Annotated in this window: 16 protein-coding genes; 8 read left to right on the forward strand and 8 right to left on the reverse strand. The window is 46.2% G+C overall.

Features of this window, described 5'->3' with window-relative positions:
* Window positions 1–265: 265 nt before the first annotated feature.
* Complete coding sequence (locus TBC1_RS12840; RefSeq protein ID WP_062043592.1) at window positions 266–3,205, reverse strand: DNA polymerase III subunit alpha; 2,940 nt, start codon at window positions 3,203–3,205, stop codon at window positions 266–268.
* A 117-nt stretch (window positions 3,206–3,322) separates the two neighbouring features.
* Complete coding sequence (gene dinB / locus TBC1_RS12845; RefSeq protein WP_062043595.1) at window positions 3,323–4,504, reverse strand: DNA polymerase IV; 1,182 nt, start codon at window positions 4,502–4,504, stop codon at window positions 3,323–3,325.
* A gap of 112 nt (window positions 4,505–4,616) precedes the next feature.
* Here dinB and TBC1_RS12850 point away from each other — a divergent pair, with 112 nt between their 5' ends.
* The 6 genes from TBC1_RS12850 (at window position 4,617) to rplT (ending at window position 10,564) form a co-directional block, all read left to right on the forward strand.
* Window positions 4,617–5,453, forward strand: coding sequence for an XRE family transcriptional regulator (locus TBC1_RS12850; protein ID WP_062043598.1), 837 nt, complete (start codon window positions 4,617–4,619; stop codon window positions 5,451–5,453).
* A gap of 188 nt (window positions 5,454–5,641) precedes the next feature.
* Window positions 5,642–7,216: a PAS domain-containing protein gene (locus TBC1_RS12855; protein ID WP_137305710.1), complete on the forward strand. Its 1,575-nt coding sequence runs from the start codon at window positions 5,642–5,644 to the stop codon at window positions 7,214–7,216.
* Between the two features lie 141 nt (window positions 7,217–7,357).
* Entirely contained in the window at window positions 7,358–9,292 is a 1,935-nt protein-coding gene (gene thrS / locus TBC1_RS12860) for a threonine--tRNA ligase (protein WP_062043604.1), read from the forward strand.
* A 40-nt stretch (window positions 9,293–9,332) separates the two neighbouring features.
* A complete protein-coding gene (gene infC / locus TBC1_RS12865; RefSeq protein WP_062043607.1) occupies window positions 9,333–9,890 on the forward strand; it encodes a translation initiation factor IF-3 in 558 nt (185 codons plus the stop codon).
* A 48-nt stretch (window positions 9,891–9,938) separates the two neighbouring features.
* Window positions 9,939–10,130 (forward strand): 50S ribosomal protein L35, encoded by a 192-nt coding sequence (gene rpmI / locus TBC1_RS12870; RefSeq protein ID WP_062043611.1) that lies wholly within the window; start codon window positions 9,939–9,941, stop codon window positions 10,128–10,130.
* An 86-nt stretch (window positions 10,131–10,216) separates the two neighbouring features.
* Window positions 10,217–10,564 (forward strand): 50S ribosomal protein L20, encoded by a 348-nt coding sequence (gene rplT / locus TBC1_RS12875; protein ID WP_062043614.1) that lies wholly within the window; start codon window positions 10,217–10,219, stop codon window positions 10,562–10,564.
* 72 nt (window positions 10,565–10,636) lie between these two features.
* Here the strand turns inward: rplT and TBC1_RS12880 are convergent, their stop codons facing one another.
* Window positions 10,637–12,124 (reverse strand): MFS transporter, encoded by a 1,488-nt coding sequence (locus tag TBC1_RS12880; RefSeq protein ID WP_062043617.1) that lies wholly within the window; start codon window positions 12,122–12,124, stop codon window positions 10,637–10,639.
* Between the two features lie 137 nt (window positions 12,125–12,261).
* The gene (locus TBC1_RS12885; protein ID WP_172668899.1) at window positions 12,262–13,614 is read right to left on the reverse strand and encodes a thioredoxin-like domain-containing protein; all 1,353 of its coding nucleotides are present in this window, start codon (window positions 13,612–13,614) and stop codon (window positions 12,262–12,264) included.
* 280 nt (window positions 13,615–13,894) lie between these two features.
* On the opposite strand from TBC1_RS12885, the gene TBC1_RS12890 reads away from it, so the two are divergent.
* Window positions 13,895–14,746 (forward strand): hypothetical protein, encoded by an 852-nt coding sequence (locus TBC1_RS12890; protein WP_172668900.1) that lies wholly within the window; start codon window positions 13,895–13,897, stop codon window positions 14,744–14,746.
* A gap of 18 nt (window positions 14,747–14,764) precedes the next feature.
* Here TBC1_RS12890 and TBC1_RS12895 read toward each other — a convergent pair whose 3' ends face one another.
* Complete coding sequence (locus tag TBC1_RS12895) at window positions 14,765–15,517, reverse strand: porin family protein (protein WP_062043626.1); 753 nt, start codon at window positions 15,515–15,517, stop codon at window positions 14,765–14,767.
* A gap of 74 nt (window positions 15,518–15,591) precedes the next feature.
* Window positions 15,592–16,218: a DUF1684 domain-containing protein gene (locus TBC1_RS12900; protein WP_062043629.1), complete on the reverse strand. Its 627-nt coding sequence runs from the start codon at window positions 16,216–16,218 to the stop codon at window positions 15,592–15,594.
* Window positions 16,219–16,313: 95 nt separating this feature from the next.
* Between TBC1_RS12900 and pdxH the strand changes: the two genes are divergently transcribed.
* Window positions 16,314–16,955: a pyridoxamine 5'-phosphate oxidase gene (pdxH, locus tag TBC1_RS12905; RefSeq protein ID WP_062043632.1), complete on the forward strand. Its 642-nt coding sequence runs from the start codon at window positions 16,314–16,316 to the stop codon at window positions 16,953–16,955.
* A 7-nt stretch (window positions 16,956–16,962) separates the two neighbouring features.
* On the opposite strand, the gene TBC1_RS12910 is transcribed toward pdxH, so the two are convergent.
* Both TBC1_RS12910 and TBC1_RS12915 read right to left on the reverse strand, forming a co-directional pair.
* Window positions 16,963–17,178 carry a hypothetical protein gene (locus TBC1_RS12910; protein WP_062043635.1) on the reverse strand — a complete coding sequence of 72 codons (216 nt, stop codon included), beginning with the start codon at window positions 17,176–17,178 and terminating at the stop codon, window positions 16,963–16,965.
* 3 nt (window positions 17,179–17,181) lie between these two features.
* Entirely contained in the window at window positions 17,182–18,735 is a 1,554-nt protein-coding gene (locus TBC1_RS12915; protein WP_062045557.1) for a DUF4301 family protein, read from the reverse strand.
* Window positions 18,736–18,819 lie beyond the last annotated feature (84 nt).

The following is an 18,819-nucleotide window of genomic DNA, read 5'->3' on the forward strand; positions in this document are numbered from 1 at the left end:
TCAACTGGGTTGAAAGAAATAAAATAATATTATCCAGCAGGATGATGCCGGCATTGCGCAAAAGGATAACCGCAGGCCATGAGCCCGGGTTATTTACCTCACAATATCCGAAGAAGAATTAAACATCCAATGATTTTAGACGAAGCAAAGGTAAAGGCTTTTTCAGTTCCTTTTCGTTTGGCCGGAAAAAAATATTTTGCTGCAAGAGATTGATAGTATGTGATATATAAAGCATGGCGGGATGCCTGGATCAGAAGCCCGGGATTCAGGTATAGCGGGGGTCACTTTTCATCGGAAGTTTAGCCATTTTTGATACTTCGAGCGACGGAAAGCCGAATTCTTCCACAACCTTTCCTAACAGCAGGTATACGCCTCTTCCCCTGAAAGGGTAAGCGCGCGCGATATCGGGAAAATGCACCGAGTCGAAAAACTCTCCCTCAGCATCAAAAAAAGTGGCGAAGTGCATGATTTCGTTTTTGATGGTCCTTACATATTTAATGGTTACCAGCACTCCCACCATTCTGACATTTTTGCCGGTATTTTCAGCCAGTTTTCCGGCGTTGATTTCGCCCCTGAAGCTGGTTTGCAGCATATCGAAGTAAGTCATGCTGACCGGGAAGTCGAGTAGTTCAATTTCGTCGTAGGCATCTTCGAGCTGATTGTGCACCAGGGCGGGCAGGGAGAAATGCCTGACCGGTTGTCTGAAAAGGACCGCGGCCGGTTCCGGCTGCTTCTTGCCGGTGAGCATATGGGCTTCCCACAACAGTTGTTGTTTGCCCAGGCCCGTAAAACGGAGGGCGCCTGTCCGGATCAGGATAATCAGTTGCTCCATGGCCGGGTGTACCCTTTCGATGAAATCGTGTAACCCGGCGTAGGGGCCGTTGCGCCCGCGTTCGTCCAGCAGATTTTCAGCAACGCTGCTTTCAAGGCCTGAAATGTGGACAAATCCCATGTAAATGGATTTACCGTTCAAGGCATTCAGGTATTCGCTGTTGTTGATACAGGGCAGTTCTATGGTTGCTCCGCAGCGGCGGGCTTCGTTGAAGTAGACCCAGCTATGGTAGAATCCCCCGAAATTATTGATCACTGCAACCATAAATTCCACCGGAAAATATGTTTTCAGGAAGAGGCTCTGATAGCTTTCCACGGCGAAAGAAGCGGAGTGCGCTTTGGAGAATGAGTAACCGGCGAAGGACTCAATCTGCCGCCAGACTTCATTGGTGATGGCATCGGGATACCCTTTCTCCCTGCAATTGCTGAAAAACTTGTCAATGATTTTCTGAAACTCCACCCTTGAACGGTACTTGCCGCTCATGGCGCGGCGCAGTACATCGGCATCGGCCAGGTCGAGCCCCGCGAAATGATGACATATCTTCAGCACATCTTCCTGATATACCATTACGCCGTAAGTCTCGCTGAGTTGCTCTTTCATCACGGGATGTATGTATTCAAATCCGCCGGGATCGTGAAAACGGCGGATATATTCGCGCATCATTCCCGAGCGGGCCACCCCCGGGCGGATAATGGAGCTGGCCGCTACCAGGCTCAGATAATTGTCGCAGCGGAGTTTTTTCAGCAGGCCGCGCATAGCCGGACTTTCTATGTAAAAGCAGCCGTTTGTCTCGGCATTGCGGAGTTGCGTTTTAACCCTTTCGTCCTGCTTGAATTTTTCCACCTGATGGATGTCGATGCTGATGCCGGAGCTTGCCCTGATGATATCCACACAGTCGCGGATATGCCCGATGCCGCGCTGACTCAGGATATCCAGTTTTTCAAACCTCAGGTCTTCAGCCACATACATATCCCATTGGGTAACCGGCATGGATTTGGGAGGCAGGTCAAGGGCCGTGTAACAGGTGATGGGCTCTTCCGAAATCAGCACCCCGCCGGCATGTATGCTGCGGATATTCGGGAAGTCGGTCATGCGGGTGCCGAGTTCTGCAATGTGCCGGGTGATGCCGTCCTGGTTCAGCGGGTTGTTGGGATCGTCCACCAGGCGGTCGAGTTCGGCCTTGGGTAAACCCATGACCTTGCCGAGCTCGCGCAGCGTCGATTTACCCTTGAAGGTGGATGTGGCGCCAAGCAGGGCCGTATGTTCGCGTCCGTAGCGCTTGAAGATGTAATCAAGCACATCGTCGCGCTCTTTCCATGAATAGTCGATGTCGAAGTCGGGTGGGCTGCTGCGCCTGGGATTGAGGAATCGTTCAAAGTAGAGGTTAAGTTCTATGGGATCCACATCGGTAATGCGGAGGCAGTAAGCCACGATGCTGTTGGCCCCGCTGCCGCGCCCCACGTGATAAAATCCCCTTGACATGGAGTAGCGGATAATGTCCCAGGTAATCAGGAAATAGGCGCCGAATCCCAGGCGGTCGATGATGTCGAGTTCGTGGCGTACACGGGCAGCGGCTTCCCGGTTATTTTTTCCATACCGGTATTCCAGCCCTTCTGCCGCCAGTTTCTCCAGCAGCAGGCGATCATCGTACATGCTGCCCGTAAAGGTCTTTTTGTTTTTAATGGTGTGATAGTCGAAATCGATGCTGCATCGACCGGTAAGCCGTTCGGTGTTTCTGATCAGGCCGGGATAATCTGAAAAAATGCGTCTCAGTTCATCATGGCTGATCATCATATGGTTGCTGCCGGCTACCATTTCGGGGGTAAGGCGGCTGAGCAGAAGGTTGTTGTCTATGGCCCTGAGGTAGCGGTGCAGTTCGTAACCCTTCTCATCGGCGAAGCTCACCGGATTGTGGATAAGGTATCTGTCGGGATACTTCCGGTAATCCGACAATGGCAGTTTGTTTGCATCCGGGATACTTACCCCGGTGAATTCATTTTCGGCCATTTCTGCAACCTGCCTGCTGCCAAAGGGATAAACGACCAGCACATCACGGAAGGGCGGCGCCGGCCAGGGAAGGGGAGTGCCCTGCAGGTTGCTCCGGGTCAGCAGGTCGTTCAGCTCCTTGAATCCGCGGTTGTTCTCCGCGATACCGGTGTAAAGCAGGCGGTTCCCCTCCCTGAATTCAACTCCGGCCATGGGGCGTAGCCCGGATTTTTTGCAGGCCTTAACAAAATCAATGGTTCCCGATGTATTGTTGATGTCGGTCAGCAAGGCGGCTTCAGCCCCGGCTTCCAGGGCCAGGCCGGGTATCTGTCCGATACTGATTGTGCCGTAACGCAGGCTGTAATATGAGTTAAATGTGAGGTGCACGTGCAGAGAATTCAAAGTTTTTGAAGAAAGAATCCGGATTGAATGCCTGTCCCGCTTACAGCCCCTTATGCTGATTCTTCATTTTTACATTTTCGTATTTTCACGTTTTTACATTGACTATTCATCTTCCTCAACCACAACAGTTCCCATGGTGGCGGCGCGGGTGACGGCGCGCTGCCCGAAGCGGTTGCGGATACGGTCCATCGCCTGGTAAAGACTGATGGTTTCAGGAGAGTCGTCGAACATGCTGATCTGCTGCACACCGCTGACCAGATGGCTGAACCTTACGCCTACCAGCCGGATCAGCATGCGCCGCTGGTAGAGCCGGTTGAACAGACTGCGGGTAACCGGCAGCAGGATGTGGTCGAAGGCGGTGTAGGGAATGCGTTGTTGCAGGGTGTGGGTGTCGAAGTTGGCATAACGTACCTTCACGGTAACGCAGGAGGCGAGTTTCTGCTTTCGTCTCAGTTCCCAGGCCAGTTTTTCTACTTTCTTCAGTAACAGGTCGTTGATCATGCCAATGTTGATGGTGTCCTGTTCAAAGGTGGTTTCACTGCTGATGGATTTACGCTCCGAATAGGGCTCAACGGGGGTGGGGTCAATGCCGTTGGCCTTTTTCCAGATGATGATGCCGTTTTTCCCCAGCAGGCGCTCCACCATTTCTACAGGCATGCGGCTGAGGGTATCAATGTTGGCAATGCCCATCGAACGCAGCAGGTGAAAGGTCTTTTCCCCAATCCCCGGGATTTTGCTGATGGATAGCGGGCTGAGAAACGGCATCACGCGTTCGCGCGGAATCTCCAGCTCGCCGTTGGGCTTGGCCTGACCGGTTGCGATTTTCGAAACGGTTTTGTTTACCGAAAGGCCCAGTGAGATGGGCAGCCCTGTTTCGCGGATAATCCGTTGTCTCAGCTCATGCGACCATTTCACCGACCCGAAAAAGCGGTCCATACCTGTAATATCCAGGTAGTGTTCATCGATGGATGCCTTTTCGTAAACCGGAGCTTTTTCCGCGATGATGGCCGTTACCATGTTTGAGTAACGGGTATATTGCTCCATATCGCCGCGGATAACCACGGCATCGGGGCAAAGCGCCCGGGCCATCCGCATGGGCATGGCCGAGTGCACCCCGAAGGTGCGAGCCTCATAACTGCATCCGGCCACCACACCACGATCCGACATGCCGCCGATAATTACGGGAAGACCGTTCAGCCGGCTGTTGCCCAACCGCTCCACCGATACAAAAAAGGTATCGAGGTCCATATGCACAATGCTTCTGTTGTCGCCGGGATTTGTCATAAAAAAAACACTCTTTTTGTTGAATCGTTGATTTTTAGTTGTACCTTTGATTAAAATTTAATCAAAATTCCGATTACAATATAATCATTTTTCTGATAACTTTAACGGAGCCATGAATATTTTTGCATCAAACATCAAACTATTGCGCAAGCGTCGGGGCCGTACGCAGGATGATGTTGCTTTTGCCCTTGACATGAAGCGGTCCACGCTGAGTGGTTATGAAAACGAGGTGGCCCAGCCCGGGATTGAAGCCCTGCTGCAGCTCTCCAACTATTATGGTGTATCGGTGGATACCCTGCTTAAAATTGACCTTTCCGGACTGAGGGAAAGCGAACTTTCGCAACTGGAAAAGGGATACGACGTATTTATTACAGGAAGCAAGATCCGGGTGCTGGCCACTACGGTAGACAGCGGCAATAACGAGAATGTGGAACTGGTAAACCAGAAGGCTTCGGCAGGATACCGGACAGGTTTTGCCGATCCTGAATATATTAAGGTATTGCCGACCTTTCACATGCCTTTTCTCTCAAAGGAAAAAAAATACAGAACCTTTCAGATAAACGGTGATTCAATGCTTCCGATTCCCGACGGTTCATGGGTTACAGGGGAATTTGTGCAGAACTGGAATCTGATCCGCGATGGTCAGCCGTACATCATTCTTACCCTGAATGACGGAATCATGTTCAAGGTTGTTTATAATCTGATCAGAACTGAATCCCGCCTGTCGCTCCACTCCCTTAACCCGCTTTATGAACCTTACGACGTGGAGATTAAGGATGTAAGGGAAGTCTGGAAGTTCGTTCATTATATCAGCAGCGCCATGCCTGAACCCAACCTGCCAAAGGAAGACCTGACAGCTACGGTTGCCGCCCTGAAAAAGGATATGGAAAAGCTCAAAAAGCAGGTTGCTTCCTCAACCGTACTCAGGTTGCCCTTCAATGATGAGTGATGCGTTTATCAAAGACGTATTACTGGCTCTGCCGGATTCGCGCGATTTTTTATATTTGCAGTCATGAACCCGGGTAAATGAGATGACGCCGGGATGCAACATCCGGTGTTTGATATTTTTTGCAACCGAAAGAAATCCAGGTTGCTGAAAATCCGGAAAAAATTTTCTGTCCTTCTCAGATTGATTTTATGGAAATTGATCATTCGAATGGAAATCTGAATGCAGGGGAAATTCCTGAGGAAAATCCGGAAATCCGGGCTAAACTTGAACTGCTTGAACTGCTTGAGCATACATCCTCCGATGTAATCTGGATTATGGATCTGCAGTTGAGGACTGTTTATATGAGTCCTTCTGTGGAGAAGAATCTCGGGTATACCATGGAAGAGTACCTGAAGATGCCGCTCCCGGAACGATTGCCCCGGGAATCATATGAGCTTACGCAAAAGATTATGCTTACGGAGATTCTTCCTGTTGTGAAAGGGGAGAAACCCGATACCGGCAAACCCGTTGTTTATGAAATGCTGCATAAGCACAAAGACGGCAGGATAGCCTGGGGAGAGGTGAGCATCAACTTCCTGTACAACAGGAATGGAGAAATCACTTCCATCATGGGGATAACCCGGAACATCAATGACCGTAAAATTGCGCAGCAAGCCCTGGCCGAGAGCAGGGAACAATACCGGCAACTGGTTGAAAAATCACCCGACTGGATATGGGAAATCGATACCGATAACAGATTCACTTATATCAATGCTGTGGCGGAGAGTGTTTTAGGTATTCCGGTAAAAGATTTAATCGGAAGGTCCCCATTCGATTTTTCTGATGAGGAAACTGTTGAAAATGAAAAAGCCTGGTTTGAAAATTTGAAGAAGGCCGGATTGCCTTTTTCTGGTTTGCTGCAGGTATTGCGCGACCGGTATGGTCGTCAGGTATATCTGGATATCAGTGCGAACCCTAATTTCGATAACAATGGAAAACTGAAAGGATACCGGGGAGTCGGACGTGATGTTACTGAAAAGCAGATTGCATTGCGTAAGCTGGAGCGGCTTGAAAATGTCAAGAATTTTATACTGGGGCTGCCTCTTTTCGCATTGATTGAACTGGATGACAGCATGGAAATCATTGAATGGAGCGCCGGTGCAATTCATATTTTCGGTTACGACCGAAACAGGGCAATGGTCGAGAATTTGTTTCTGAACCTTTGGGAGCCCGCCCGTCGGAAATCTATCATTGCAACCCTCAGAAGGAAGGTGAAATCCAGTGAAGCCAGAACCGTTGAATCTTCGAATATCAGAAGTGATGGTACCTTAATCCGTTGCCGTTGGTTTATCGACAGCCGGTTTGATAAAATGGGGAAATTTTCCGGTGCGTTTTTAATCGCCGATGAAATTACTGATACTTTCAGGAAAGAGCATCTGACCGATGGCCTGGATTCATTCACTAAAACAGCCGGAATTGAAATCTTTTTTACTGATCTGAAACTGAATCTGACTTATGTTTCTGCTAGTTTGAGCGATTTTATCGGAAAATCATCCGATGGATTGATCGGTCAGAACGCCAGAAAGATTTTTGATGTTGCTTCATTCAAAAGGATTGCCGAACAAGGGGTCAGTTATGCGAAAAAGAACCTGAAGTGGTCAGATTCCGTGAAATTCTCAGTTAAAGGCGATGGCTGGATAGAGCGAAAGCTGGAAATTTCCGGGTTATCCGACAGCAGCGGAAAACTATCGGGATACATTTTCCTGCTTGCGACAAATAATTGATTCAAATAAAACGAAATTTCATTAAATAATTACAGGTGTTTGGTTATGCTTTTACCACGCTTGTATATTCTCTGAATAATAGCGGGCATTTGGTTATTTTTCGTATCTTTGCACCCAATTTTCAAAAGGAGTTTACTGCACATGATCAATATTACATTGCCTGATAATTCAGTAAGGCAGTTCCCCGAAGGGGTGACTTCACTCGAGATAGCAAAGAGTATAAGTGAAGGTTTGGCGCGTAATGTGCTGTCGGCCAGCGTAAATGGCGAGGTATGGGACGCTACCAGGCCATTGAAATCTGACGCCCGGCTTAAGTTGTTTACCTGGGATAATCCCGAAGGCAAAGCAACCATGTGGCATTCATCTGCCCACCTGATGGCTGAAGCCATCGAGCAGTTGTATCCCGGTGTAAAATTCGGCATTGGTCCGGATATTGAGAATGGTTTCTATTACGATATGGATTTCGGGGATCATGAAATCTCTGCCGCGGATCTTGAAAAGATAGAGGCAAAAATGCTTGAACTGGCCAGGGAAAAGCAGGTATATACCCGAAAAGAGGTATCAAAGGACTTTGCCATCCGATATTTTACCGAAAAAAATGACGAATACAAGCTTGAGCTGATCAGTGATCTGGAAGACGGTCAGATAACATTCTATGAGTCAGGCACTTTTACTGACCTGTGTCGTGGGCCGCATTTACCTGATACCGGATTTATAAAGGCTGTCAAGTTGCTCAATATTGCCGGTGCTTATTGGCGCGGAGATGAAAAGCGTAAACAGCTGACCCGCATTTACGGTATTACTTTCCCCAAGCAAAAGGAGTTGACCGAATTTCTTGAGTTGCTGGAGGAAGCGAAAAAACGTGATCACCGTAAACTGGGGAAAGAACTGGAGTTATTCACCTTTTCTCAGAAAGTTGGGCAGGGATTACCTCTTTGGTTACCCAAAGGGGCACAACTTCGCGACAGGCTGGAGCGTTTTCTGCGCAATGTTCAGCAGAAGGCCGGATACCAGCCGGTTATCACGCCTCATATCGGGAATGTTGAACTTTACAAGACTTCCGGGCATTTTCAGAAATACGGCAAAGACAGTTTCCAGCCGATTTCAACACCGATTGAAGGCGAACAGTTTATGCTGAAGCCGATGAATTGCCCGCATCACTGTGAGATTTATGCCTCAAAACCAAGGTCATACAAAGATTTGCCTATCCGTTTTGCAGAATTCGGAACAGTATACCGTTACGAACAGAGCGGTGAATTGCACGGGCTGACAAGGGTCCGTGGGTTTACACAGGACGACGCGCATATCTTTTGCACACCCGATCAGCTCAAAAGCGAATTTATTGCTGTAATTGATATTGTACTGCACATATTTAAAACCCTGAGTTTTAAGGAATATACCGCCCAGATAAGCCTGCGTGACAAGGACAATAAGGAAAAGTACATCGGCAGCGATGAGAACTGGGATAAAGCTGAGCAGGCAATCATTGATTCAGTAAATGAGGCTGGCATTGATGCTGTAATTGAATACGGAGAGGCTGCATTTTACGGTCCCAAGCTTGATTTTATGGTGAAAGATGCCCTGGGACGGAAATGGCAGTTAGGTACCATACAGGTTGACTATAATCTTCCTGAACGTTTTGATCTTGAATATATCGGAAGTGACAATCAGAAGCATCGTCCGGTAATGATTCACCGTGCGCCTTTTGGCTCAATGGAGCGGTTTGTTGCCGTTCTGATTGAACATTCAGGAGGTAATTTCCCGCTATGGCTTACTCCGGACCAGTTTATTATACTGCCAATCAGCGAAAAATACCTGGATTATTCAAAAAAACTTTTAAATCTCCTGAATAATTCCGAAATTCGCGGCCAAATTGACGAAAGGAGCGAGAAGGCTGGCCGGAAGATCAGGGATGCTGAATTGAATAAGATTCCTTTCATGTTGATTGTCGGAGAGAAGGAAGAGGCTGAAGGGACTGTTTCGGTGCGCAGACATGGAAGCGGCGATCTCGGAACTTTCACAACTGAAGCATTCATTGAATTGATAAATAAGGAGATCAGTGAAGCCGTCGGCTGATGCTGATCCTAATTAATAACTAACCAAAGGAGGATTTTTTATAGCAACGCCGTTCAGAAACCCGAGAGGTCCGCGTCCGTTTCCTAAAAAGAAAGAGGAGCTGCACCAGATCAACGAAAAGATCAAAGCCCCTGTAGTAAGAGTAGTGGGTGATAATGTGGAGTCAGGTATATACAGCATCAAAGATGCGCTGGCCATTGCACAGAGACTTGAACTTGATCTTGTTGAGATTTCACCGACAGCCAATCCGCCGGTTTGTAAAGTTACCGACTATAAAAAGTTTCTTTACGAACTCAAGAAGAAGCAGAAGGAAATCAAAGCAAAATCGGCAAAAATTGTTGTAAAGGAGATTCGTCTGGGGCCTAATACCGATGAGCATGATTTTAATTTTAAACTGAAACATGCCATCAAATTTCTTGAGGAAGGTGCAAAAGTGAAAGTGGAAGTTTTCTTTAAAGGACGGAGCATTGTTTATAAGGATCAGGGAGAAATTAAACTGCTGCAGTTTGCCTCATTGCTTGAGGATTACGGTAAGGTTGAAAAATTACCCCTGCTCGAAGGAAAGCGCATGATTATGATCATTGCACCCAAAAAGTAGAAAGTTTTGTAATAAAACTGAATATAAACCCAATTAACAATTTGTATAATGCCAAAAATGAAGTCGAAATCCAGTGCCAAGAAAAGGTTCGATGTAACCGGCACCGGTAAACTGAAAAGGAAGCATGCTTACAAGAGCCACATCCTTACCAAGAAATCGACCAAGCGTAAACGTAATCTTACTTACAGCGCTATTGTTGATTCTGCAGATGTGAAGAATGTAAAGACAATGCTTCAGTAACCCGTGTTAATTAATTATTAACCCTTGCTTTCTGCATCTAAGATTCCCCGTAAAGGAGGGAGCGCGAAAGCGAAAACAAAAACAAAATGCCAAGATCAGTAAACGCAGTTGCCTCAAGGGCACGCAGAAAAAAGATCCTGAAGGCCGTTAAAGGACAGTTTGGTCGCAGGAAGAATGTTTGGACGGTTGCAAAAAATGCATACGAAAAAGGCATGGTGTATGCATACCGTGACAGACGCCAGAAAAAACGCAATTTCCGCAGCTTGTGGATTACCCGCATCAATGCCGGTGTAAGGGAGTATGATATGTCATATTCCGTATTTATGGGCAAACTCAAGCAGAAGAATATCAACCTTGACCGTAAGGTGCTGGCCGACCTGGCTATGAATCATCCTACCACTTTCAAGGCGATCGTTGAAGCAATTAAGAATTAATTGCTTTGTATGATCAGAAATAAAAACCACCTTTCGGGGTGGTTTTTTGTTTTACCGGAATTCGTTCAGCCGTCAGTGGCTGCCACCGACCGGAGTGCCTGCTGTGGCGTGGTCGGCGGGTTCTTTAACAAGGAACCATGCAAGGGATGAAAAAGTAACGGTAACTGAACAGATCAGAAATGTGATGCTTTTGTCGGCTGCATTGCTGATCAGTTCACCAACGCCCAGACTGGCAACCAGCTGAGGCAATACAACCGATAAGTTGAATAAGCCCATATACAAGCCCATTCTTGTTTGCGGCACCTTTTGCGACATGATGGCAAACGGGAGACTGATGGTAGCTGCCCAGCCTATTCCGATGACGGCCATCATTACATAAATCATGGCAGGGGTATGGCCGAGCAGGAATATACCCAGGTATCCTGCCGCCATCAGCGCGATGCCGGTGGCATGGACCTTAACCCGGCCAAAACGCGCTGCCAGGGGCAGCAAAATAAGTACAGGTATAATGGCAGCAATCAGATTGATGGTAAAAAAGCTCCAGTTGACCACATTTCCCAGGGCGTCATTGTCGAGTGCCGGAATGGTGTCTTTTACATAAGCATACATGTATATAAACATCGTTTGCACCCCTATCCAGGTAAATGAATGAGCTGCCAGCACTTTCTGGAATCCGGTTTTTCCGTTTTCCTCGTGATTGCCGGCTTCCTTTTTGATAAGCGTTTTCCCGATAAGGATCACGGTGAGAAGCAAAGCGAAGATTTCAAAAATATGATAAGGGATGGGAGGAATGCCTGAAAGCCTTATGACCATGGCGTAAACGGCATAAAGCAGGAATCCCCAGAGCGGCTCGATGATGCGAAGCATATTGAGTAATGATCCTTCCGAGGGATCTCCGGCAGGTTGTTTTTCTGTCGAAACTGCATTTTCACCATCCTGCTGCCCCAGTTCGCGCGGTTCCTTGATAAAAAAGGGAGGGATAACTGAGAAAAGCAGCACAAGGACGGCTCCCGAATAAATCAGGATATAGTTATCAAGCATGGCGCCTATGAAATAGGCCATTACACCGAATGAACCGGAAACGGTCTGCATCCAGGTATAGCCTTTGGTGCGGGCCTTGCCCTCGGGAGTCACATCGGCAATAATGGAACGGGTTGGGTTAAAACTTACGTTAATGGCCAGGTCAAGGGTCAGTGCAACTACAATGGCTATACCCAGAATGCCTCCGGTTCCGAGCGAGGCCTGTATAACGCCGATGTTTGGCAGCGCCAGCAGCATCATGGACGCAAGAATGCCCCCAATAATAATAAATGGTCTCCTGCGTCCGTTCCAGAACCAAACCTTATCGCTGATCACCCCGATAATTACCTGTCCGATAATACCGGCCAGCGGACCAGCAGCCCATACCAGTCCTACGTCATGAATGTCGAGGTGATACTGGGTGCTGAGTATCCAGCTCAGTGCTGCAATCTGTACCGAAAGAGCAAATCCCATAGCTGTAGCCGGAAGACTCAGCAGTGCATAGAAAGAATTGGTGAGCTTTTTCTGAATTGTGAGCATATCTGTTGATTTTAAGTAACTTAATTTTAAAGGACTGAAGGATCTAACCGCTAAATATAAAACAGGTAAAGCCTTTGCTTTACCTCATGATAAAAATAGGGAAAAAATATGCAGTTTGATCCGTAGTAATAATAATATTATTGACCGGACAGATTCTTTTTTCTGCCGGAATGTTGATTCAGAAAAGCTTCTATCTGGGGGGTGAGTATCCGTTTGGCAATAATTCTCTTCTCGCGGTCGAGAACAAAGAAAACAGGAGATGAATGCACATCATAACGATCCCTGAAATCAGGTGTTACACTGTAAAAACCATTTACATTTATCCATGGTAATTGATTCTTACGAATGTACTGCTTCATATCCGTCCACGAAGTATCCATACATACGGCATATACTTCCAGATTGAGCATTTTGCGGTTCTTCAGATAAAAATCCCGCATCAGCGGACTTTCCTTCTTGCAATGGCTGCAATCAGGATCCCAGAAGTAGATAATCGTATAATCTGCCAAAATATGATGAAGCGAAACAGGGTTCTTCAAGGTGTCCAGCAATATCATCTCAGGGGCTGTTTTGCCGATAAGCACCGGTTTGAGGGCTTTTGCACGCTTTATAAGATTTTCTTTAACAGTGGGATTCATCCAACCCATCCTACGATCCTGATAATAGGTGTCAACGAGGTGAACAAAGACAGCATCATAGCCCATGATTTCAGAACTCTCATATTTTACCGTCAGGTACCAGACCAGGTATTTGAAAGCCTCCTCGCTTGTTTTGATGCGGCGGAATAGTTCATCAATAGCCACAATCAAAGAGTCGGGGGCCGGTACGGTCATCTTGCCGAGGAATTGCTCTACTTTATTGTGAATGAATGGTGTACGGATAATTCTTGCATCGGAGAGATCGATATTGTCCCAGAAATGGGACTTATAATACCTGTAAGGAAAAGTTGAATCGGGTCTTCCATTTGGTAACAGCGGAGCAGGTGGAACTTCCGGTTCCTGCATTGCCCTGAGAAACATTGAAATGAATGTTCCGGGATAACTGTTGATAATTCCCTCGATATAACGCTTTACTTCATGATTTAACAGATCCAACTGGTTGCCGGTGACCGCGGCAGAATCGCTGTCCGGCGCAAATCTTCTTTGCAGTTCACGCAAAGCAGCCTGTTGTTTTTGCTTATCAGAAAGAAACCGGATATAGTCAAAGAGCAATTGATTGTCCTTGCTGTTTCTGGCATTCAGGCTATTGGGAAGACTCTGTTTGTTGCCGGTAATGGTAAAATCCTGATTGCCGGAAACAATGAAATCGAACAGCCGGTTCTTGCTGGACCCGGCGATAATATACATCCCTTCGGGCAACTTTTCTTTTCCGGAAAAAAGATAGCTTTTCTTGTCTAAAAATGCTGTATCAACTACAAACTGCTTGTCACCGTTATATCCGGCAAGTATGAGAAGGCTGTCGGCTAATCCTTCGATTTGAATTGAAATCATATATGCCTGCTGTGCCGCCAGGGGACCGGGAAAAAGAATCCGGGCAGATAACACGAAAAAAATCAACCTGAAAATGAAGGATTTCATCTTTAAATAGCGTACTTTAGTAGTGCAAACTTACTGCTTTTTGGCGATAATTCGTTTTTTTACTCCCTCTTACCTGATGAATAAATTGTTAATCAGTTAGTTCTGGTAGACGAGAACTTATAAAAAGAACCAATAAATTCAAATACCGATGAATTATTTTTTACCACTTCTAATGTTGGTTCTCCCTTTAACCATGCAGAATGCTGGTGCAGTTAATGCCGATACACTGCTTGAGGCTGAACGCTTACACTATTACACAAAGTACCGCTCCTTGAAAGATACCATTACGGTCAATACCTGGGTGAATATGAAGCGGATGAATGATCATCTTGAGAAGATTGTCGAAATAGACAACGCGCTGTTTGATTCCATCCGGTCGGCACATCAGCGCGACTCTCTGGTTTTGGACGCTCAGCAAGAAATGAATCAGCGTTATAACAATCTGATTATGGAGTATGATAAGCTGAAAGCCAGAACTGATAATGACCTTAATATGATGCTGTATCTTAAGATGGCGGTTGGTGTGCTGGCGGCATTCATGGTCCTGCTGATCTTTGTACTGATTGGCCGCAATGCCCTGAATAAGAGGAACAAGGAGAAAGCGGAGCATTATGAGGCGATATTTGAAGAAAAAAGGCTGGAAGCCGAGGCTTTACAGGTTGAGCTTGATCGAATGAAGAGGCGGGAGAAAGAATTCAGGGATGAACTGGAGAAAGGAATGCAGCTCAATATGGAAAGATTGCAGGGATTGCAGGAAAAGTGCAATCAACTGGAGGAAGACAAAAGACGCCTCGAACAATCTGCCCGGTATATACCAGAAAGCATTCCCGGAAGGCGCAAAGATGAAATAATTGCATCAATTCCGGAAGATGCGGGTGAAATGACGGAAATGATCAGGACCCTGTCCGAAGAAAGGGACAGCCTGATCAATCTGGCCGGCCAGTTACAAAAGAAACTTGAGAATGAGATGGCGCGCAGAGCGGCACTTCTTGAAAGAATTGACGCGCTGGTTCAGAATCTTTCCCAAATCGGGAATACTGAATAATTTAATATATTAACCTGTTTATTTACTGCGGATTAATCCGGCGAATTCAGGGCAAGGTAAAGGACCGGATTTATCAGGTCTGACAGGCGGGAGTCTGTAAATAAATCCAATTATAGCAAACGAGTATCTGTCGTTTATTCCGGTAGATCCGGCATGGGCATCCAACAAGTCATCATCAGGCATTCTGAAAGCAAATCTGCTCCTGATGACCAGTGATTTGTTCAGGTCAAAGCTCAGCAGAATTCCCGCCGGAAATACTGCAGTTATTCCCGGGCTACCTTTTTTATCCCCCGAAGAATTTCTGCCAACGGAATAAACATAAGTGTTATCGGATATCCTGGATTTGGTAGATCGATAAAAAATGGATCCTGCGCCTAATGAAAGACAGACCTGAAATCGCTGATATGACTGGTTTGAAATAATTCTGGAAAGGCTTATGATCCCATTTAAGGTAAGTTCGGTGAAATTTCCGGTAAAAGACAAATCATTGTTTTGATTTGACCCTTTCATACCTCCGTGATCAAAATTCATTTCGAGATCTATCCATTGGTTCAGGCTTTTGCCGGCTGTTAATCCGGCAACAAACCGGCTTTCATGCCTGATCTTATTGACCGGATCGAGGTCGTAAAAGCTTAAATCTCCGAAATATGATGCAATGCCTGCATTGGCTCCCAGATACCACCCGCTTTGAAAATCATAAAAAAGCTGTGCCCGGGTAATTGCTGGCAGTAGAAACAGGCAAAGACAAAAGGCAATTTTCCGGAAGATCATAATACAAGGTCTGACCAGATTATTTGATAGTGTTAATTATTAAAATGCTTTCCGTTTGCAGCCAATGGTGTTAATTAATGCACATAGTTTTTTTCCCCGGCTTTTATTGCAGTATTCAGAAAATTTCCTTCCGGAGGGACCGGGCAACTGTACTTCTTGTTATAAACGCAATAAGGGTTATATGCCCTGTTGAAGTCTATTTCAACCAGTCCATCGTTATTAAATTCAAGATCAATGTAACGCCCGCCGCCATATGAAGCAGCGCCTGAGGTCAGGTCGGTGAAAGGCAGAAACAGATAACTTTCATATCCGGGCTTTGTCATTAAATCAATGTTTCTGTATATGGTAAGGCGATACTCATTGTTTTTCAATGTAAACTGCACTTCCCCGAAGACCAGGTAAAGCGGCCTCCGGTCGGTTGTTGTTACCATTTTTATGGTATCAGGATTGCTGAATATTTCAAGCTTTGCCATGATCTTGTATGAAAGATCCGGTTTAAAGTAATTCAGTCCCCTGAATTTAACCCTGTCGGCGTGTGCTATCGGAGATTTATCGGCAGTTGCGAATTCCATGTCTTTTTCAGCACGCTCTGCCCTGATCGCTGCCCGGTATTGCTTTTTTGATGAAAAGTCCTGACCGGATGCGAAAAGGGTTAACAGCAATGCACCGAGAGTCAGAAGGTAAGATAATTTAACTTTCATCGGTTAGTAGTTTGATACAAAGGTATAGATTTTGGCTGGCTTTCGCTGAATTGAACAGTTGTATATCTAGTTTGTTGTTTTCTTAAAATTCTGCAATGAAAATTTCCGCAATCCGCAAGGATTATATAAAGGACCGTCTTTCTGAACATGAAGCGGGAGAGGATCCTTTGGCCTTATTTGGTAAATGGCTCGATGATGCTGTTAAATCGGGCGTGTGCGAACCTACTGCAATGGTGCTTTCAACCATTTCACATGAAGGTTATCCGTCGTCGCGGGTAGTGCTGCTGAAAGGGCTTGATAATGGCAGATTGCTTTTTTATACGAATTATACAAGCAATAAAGGCAGGCATCTGAGTGAAAATCCGCGCGCTTCCCTGTTGTTTTTCTGGGGCGAATTGGAACGCCAGGTGCGGTTCGAGGGGAATGTGACACAGCTGCCGGCTAAGGACTCAGATGAATATTTTTTGTCAAGACCTTATGAGAGCAGGATCGGGGCGCTGGTATCGCGGCAAAGCACCGTAATTGCAGGCAGGGAAGAGCTTGACAGGGAATTTGCCAGACTTTTCAACAGGATGAAAGCAAATCAGGAAGAAATGAGACGACCTGAATACTGGGGCGGTTACGCATTGGACCCCGTGTCTGTTGAGTTCTGGCAGGGGAGGGCCAACCGGCTTCACGACAGGCTCAGATACAGTAAGGCAAATGTCAATTGGATCAGGGAACGCCTATCTCCCTGAAAAGGGATCAGGAAACTGCTGCAGCCTGGTTCAGTGCTGAAATCAACTCACTGATTTGTTGTTCAGTGTAATTTTTGTCAAGGGCCAGTTCTTCAAGCGTTCCCCACACCGGCTCTCCGCAGATAATGCATTGCAGGCCCCGATCTGACAGGAATCTGCCTGCAAACGGATAATCTCTGATCAGATCTTCAACAAGTATCTGGCGGTTGATTTCCGGCTTCATGATTCAGGCTGGCTGGTGCTCTTTTCTTAAAAGATCGTTCACCGTTTTTACCGGATTAAAGGTAATCGGCGGAACCTCAACAAATACGGTGATCCAGTCGGCCATAGCGCCATTCCATAATCCGGGAAGTTCCTGCGCTTTTAGTTCCCTGCCGTCCTTTGATTTTATGGAAATAAAGCCTGTTTCAGGATCTACATACTCACGCAGGTCAAACTGTTCGCCCTTGTAATTGCGCAGGTAGCAAACCAGGTCTACGGGATTGAAATGAGTGGATTTGCCGAAAATTTCCTTTTGACTGGCATCTGATAGGTCTATTTGTGATGATTCCACTATCTGAAGAGAAACTTCACCTTCGGAATTTTTTACCCAGAAAGGTCCGCCACCGGGTTCCCCCTCATTTTTCACCATCCCGCATATCCGGATTGGGCGGTTGAGTTTCGTGAACAGAAAATCTACTTTTTCTATTTTACTCATCTCTCCGAAATCCGGGCCGGGGCTGATGCATAGTTTTTCAGCAGCAAACGCTATGACTTTCTTCAACTCATTGTCACTGATATTCCCGTCTTCGAGTTTTTCAAGATAACTGAAAATTGTATCCCGGAGTTCAAAGAGATACCCGCCTATCACGCGTTTAAACCTGTAAGTCTGCTCTTTAAGCCGGTCAGGGACGATGTTGTCAATGTTTTTAATGAAAATAACTTCGCCCTCCCGGTCATTCAGGTTTTCGATAAGTGCGCCGTGCCCACCGGGCCTGAATACAATACTTTCATCGTCGTTTCTGAAGGGTTTGTTCTTCGAATCAACGGCAATGGTGTCCGTGGAAGACTTTTGTATGGAAAAAGTAAGTTCATAGATTACTTCGAAGAGTTCTTCATATTTTTCCTTTACTTTATTGATCTCTTCGATCACCCGATCGGCATGCTCTGGAGAAACTGTAAAGTGAATCGCCACCCGTCCCTCCTTGTTTTGCCCGTAATCAGCTCCTTCAACCAGGTGTTCTTCCAGGGCCAGCCTTGATCCGTTATCGTAACGGTGAAACTTCAGCAGGGCTTTGGGAAGTGAGGCATAGCCCAGCCCTTTATCCTCAAGCAGGAAGTCTATAATGGTTACATAATCTTTCTGATCCAGGCACTCCTTGATATTTAACCCATTCTCTGCCATTACCTTTTTCAGGTCGTCGAAGAATGCGAATTTTTTAATGTTTGCAAAAAACTGCCCGGCAGTGTTTGAACCTTTGTCAACAGGTGTTAACAATTCACTGCCCTTTGATTTAAGGCATTCTTCCCGAAACTCAAACAGTGATTTGAACATCCGGCTGGCAGCACCCGAAGCAGGGACAAATTTCAGGATCTCATAATCCCCGGCATTTTTATTATAAAAGACCAATAGCTTGTCGGCTTCAGTTTCAGAGAAACATACAATTCCATCGCCCGGAACGGCTGGCCTGACCAGCTTTACAAACGGAAAACCGGATTTGAAGTTTTCTATCTGTTGTTCTATGGTTTTGATGTCAATTCCTTTGGCCTGGAATTGTTTCAGATCGTTTTGTGTAAACATAAAAGAAATCTTGATTATTGTAATTCTGATGGACAATCAATTCATGAGTGAATGACCAACAGCAACAAAGATAATGAAAAACAC

The sequence above is a fragment of the Lentimicrobium saccharophilum genome (genome assembly GCF_001192835.1).
Lineage (GTDB): Bacteria > Bacteroidota > Bacteroidia > Bacteroidales > Lentimicrobiaceae > Lentimicrobium > Lentimicrobium saccharophilum.